Raw genomic sequence first — 4,014 nt, forward strand, 5'->3', positions numbered from 1 at the left:
ATTTTTTTTGTAAATGTGGAACAACTTTATTACTTAGGTTGTCTATTAAGTATTACAGCATGAAGAAAGGAATAATTAGTATGAAAAGTTACTAGCAAGTCTATGTGTAAGTTTAATATGAATCATTATACAGTTCAGCATTTTTAATGCAAGCGACAAAAAAATAGAGAGAAAAACAGGAAGGGAGATTTATCAATTACGCGGCTAAACCAAAAGGAATTGGTGCTTACAAGGATTTAGAAAAAAAGATAAGACACTATTTATAACTGAATGGTGGTTTCTAATATATAGGGAACGTATTTAGTATATTTCTTTACTAAGTATTAGTGAGGAGTTCCGGAAGAATTATATGGAGGATTTATGAAAAAACAAAAAGGAAAGAAGCAGAAGACATATATATCTATTCGATTAAATATAATGTTCCTTTGCATATTTTTACTATTTTCAGCAATTATTATTCAACTAGGAAAAGTACAAATCGTTGAGGGAGAGGCTTATAAAAACCAAGTGGAAAGTGGTCAAAATGCAACAACTAGTATTCCAGTTCCACGTGGACAAATTTTAGATCGAGAAGGGAAAATGGTTGTTAATAATCGATCTCTTCGTACGATTACGTATACAAGGGTGAAGGGGATAACGGGTGAAGCTATTTTAAAAACAGCAAAAGACTTGGCGAAAGTACTTGAAATGCCTGAGCAAGATATAAATAAGTTAACCGATATCGATAAAAAAGATTTCTGGATGCAATTGAATACGAAACGTGCGGAATCAAAGATTACTAAAAAAGACATAGGAAAGTTTAAAGAAAAGGGAATAGAGGGAAAAGAGCTAGACAAAAAAATTGAAGACTTAAGACGAAGTCGCGTTACAGAAGTGGAATTGGCAGAACTAACAGCACAAGATTTAAAGGTGTTAGCTATTAAAAGTAGAATGAGTTCCGGTTATCAACTAACACCACAAATTATTAAAAAAGATGTAACAGATCAAGAGTATGCGCGGATAAGTGAAAACCTTGCGGAGTTTCCAGGAATAGATGCAACAGTTGATTGGGAACGTAATTATGTAAATGGTAATTTATTTCGTTCAGTGCTAGGTAATATTACAAGTAGTGAAGAAGGATTACCAAAAGAACACTTAGATTCCTATTTGGTACGTGGATATAATCGTAATGATCGTGTGGGGAAAAGTTATATTGAACAACGATATGAAGATGTGTTACACGGCACAAAAGAAGAAGTAAAAAACGTTACTGACAAATCTGGAAACATTATAAACACAGAAATCATCTCTAAAGGAAAAAGTGGTAATAGTTTAACATTAACGATTGATATGGAATTACAAAAGAAAGTGGAAGAAAGTATAGAGAAAAATTTGAGAGCTTTTAAGAGTTCAGAGCTACTGTTGGACCGAGCGTTTGTCGTCATGACAAATCCAAATAACGGACAGATTTTATCTATGGCAGGGAAAAAGATTGTAGAAAAAGAAGGGAAAATAGAGATTGAGGATTTGGCATTAGGTAACATGACAACTTCGTATGAGCTAGGGTCAGCTGTAAAAGGGGCAACGTTATTAACTGGATATGAGACAGGGGCAATACAGCCAGGAGATCAATTTTATGATGCACCGATGAAATTTAAAGGTACACAAGCCAAGAAATCATGGAATGTATCCGGATTTGGTAATATTAATGATTTACGAGCTTTACAAGTATCTTCGAATGTATACATGTTCCAGACAGCTTTAAAAATTGCGGGAGTTAATTACGTACCGAATGGTTCATTGGATATTAAACAAGAAGCATTTGATAAGATGCGTTATTATTTTAAACAATTTGGTTTAGGGGTACCAACAGGTATTGATTTACCGAATGAAATAACTGGACAAACGCGAAAAGTAGATAGTCAACCTGGGTTTTTACTAGATTTTTCTATCGGTCAGTATGATACTTATACGCCATTGCAACTGGCACAATATATTTCAACTATTGCAAACGGTGGATATCGAATGCAACCCCAAATTGTACAAGAAATAGGAGAACAATCAATAAAAGAAGAGGAAGTTGGCAAAGTTATACAATCTATAGAGCCTGTCGTATTAAATCGAGTTGATATGAAGAAAGAACATATTGATCGGATAAAAGAAGGATTTAGATGGGTATTCCAAGAAGGTGATGGAACTGGCGTGAAGTATTTCAAAAATGCGCCATATAAACCAGCAGGAAAGACAGGGACAGCTCAAACTGTATATGGTGGAGATGATTCAATTGGTAGAAATGCAAAAGGAGAACGTATGGAATGTTACAACTTAACACTAGTTGGATATGCTCCATATGATAATCCAGAAGTAGCATTTTCTGTAGTAGTCCCATGGCTTCATGATGATAAAAATGGAATTAATTCTATAATTGGAAAGGAAATTTTAGATGTATACTTTGATTTAAAAAAGCAACGTATACATGGTGAAGCTGCTAGTACAGATAGTTCGAATCAAAATTAGTAAAATTTGTGCACTTTTCTCAGGGGAAGAGACCCTGTTTATATAAAAGCCTTTATAAGTTAAAGAAAAAGGAAGATTTGAAATAAGAGATAGCAGCTATCATAGTTGCTATCTCTTACTTTTGTTAATACCTCTGCTACTAGTTAAAAAGGTTTTAAATTTATGGAACAAACTTGTTTCTTAGATGGTCTATTATGTGTACGTATAAAAAAAGGTGTTCAAATAGGATACAGTGTATTGAATTTACTACTTGTTTTCAGTATTGAAAATTTGAAAGGAATGATGATTTTGAAAAACAAGAGGATGCTAAAAATAGGTATATGCGTTGGTATATTAGGTTTAAGTCTTACAAGTCTAGAAGCTTTTACAGGAGGGGCATTGCAAGTTGAAGCGAAAGAAAAGACCGGACCAGTTAAACATAAAAATCATGCGACGTATAAAGAATTCTCTCAACTTGAGAAAAAATTTGATGCTCGATTAGGTGTGTATGCTATTGATACTGGTACAAATCGAACAATTGCTTATCGACCTAACGAAAGATTTGCCTTTGCATCAACCTACAAGGCATTAGCGGCAGGAGTATTGCTACAGCAAAACTCAATTGAGAAATTAAATGAAGTTATCACTTATACGAAAGACGACTTAGTGGAATATTCACCTGTTACTGAGAAACATGTAGATACCGGAATGGCACTAGGAGAAATTGCTGAGGCAGCTGTTCGTTCCAGTGATAATACTGCAGGGAACATTTTATTTCATAAAATAGGCGGACCTAAGGGATATGAAAAAGCGCTTAGACAGATGGGTGATCGGGTTACTATGGCTGATCGCTTTGAGACAGAGTTAAACGAGGCTATTCCAGGAGACATTCGTGATACTAGTACAGCAAAAGCAATTGCTACCAATCTTAAGGCTTTTACGGTCGGAAATGCACTTCCAGCTGATAAACGTAAAATTCTTACAGAGTGGATGAAAGGAAATGCTACAGGAGACAAACTTATTCGTGCAGGCGTACCAACTGACTGGGTAGTTGGAGATAAATCAGGAGCTGGAAGTTATGGGACACGAAATGATATTGCTATCGTTTGGCCGCCGAATAGAGCACCTATTATCATCGCAATTTTATCTAGTAAAGATGAGAAAGAGGCTACCTATGATAATCAACTAATTGCAAAGGCTGCTGAAGTTATAGTTAATGCTCTTAGGTGATAATCTCACAATTCTTTATTTAATGTAATTAAAAATATGAACTTGGAAAGCGATTCTTTTTAATGTGAAAAGAATCGCTTTTTGTATTCCTATAATGAATAGTAAGTATATAAGCAAAAATTATTATTTCATGGACAATTTATGCCTTAAAGTGCATGAGGGGAGTTTTCTCCTGTGGTGTTCGTAGCAACAATATTATTATGTATACGATAATAATATTTTGGTGTATTTAAGCTAGTTACTCCTATATGGATATGTAATTTTACATATCCATATAAAAGACACAAATGCGTCAATCACTATTAAATT

Annotated in this window: 2 protein-coding genes; both read left to right on the top strand. The window is 34.3% G+C overall.

Annotated features, from left to right (window positions below):
• The first annotated feature begins 360 nt into the window (after positions 1-360).
• Positions 361-2,496, top strand: coding sequence for a peptidoglycan D,D-transpeptidase FtsI family protein (locus V7038_RS27530; RefSeq protein WP_335695941.1), 2,136 nt, complete (start codon positions 361-363; stop codon positions 2,494-2,496).
• Between the two features lie 282 nt (positions 2,497-2,778).
• Positions 2,779-3,705 (top strand): class A beta-lactamase Bla1, encoded by a 927-nt coding sequence (gene bla / locus V7038_RS27535; protein WP_430732243.1) that lies wholly within the window; start codon positions 2,779-2,781, stop codon positions 3,703-3,705.
• Positions 3,706-4,014 lie beyond the last annotated feature (309 nt).

This window comes from Bacillus sp. JJ783 (assembly GCF_036963225.1).
Taxonomy (GTDB): Bacteria; Bacillota; Bacilli; order Bacillales; family Bacillaceae_G; genus Bacillus_A; species Bacillus_A cereus_U.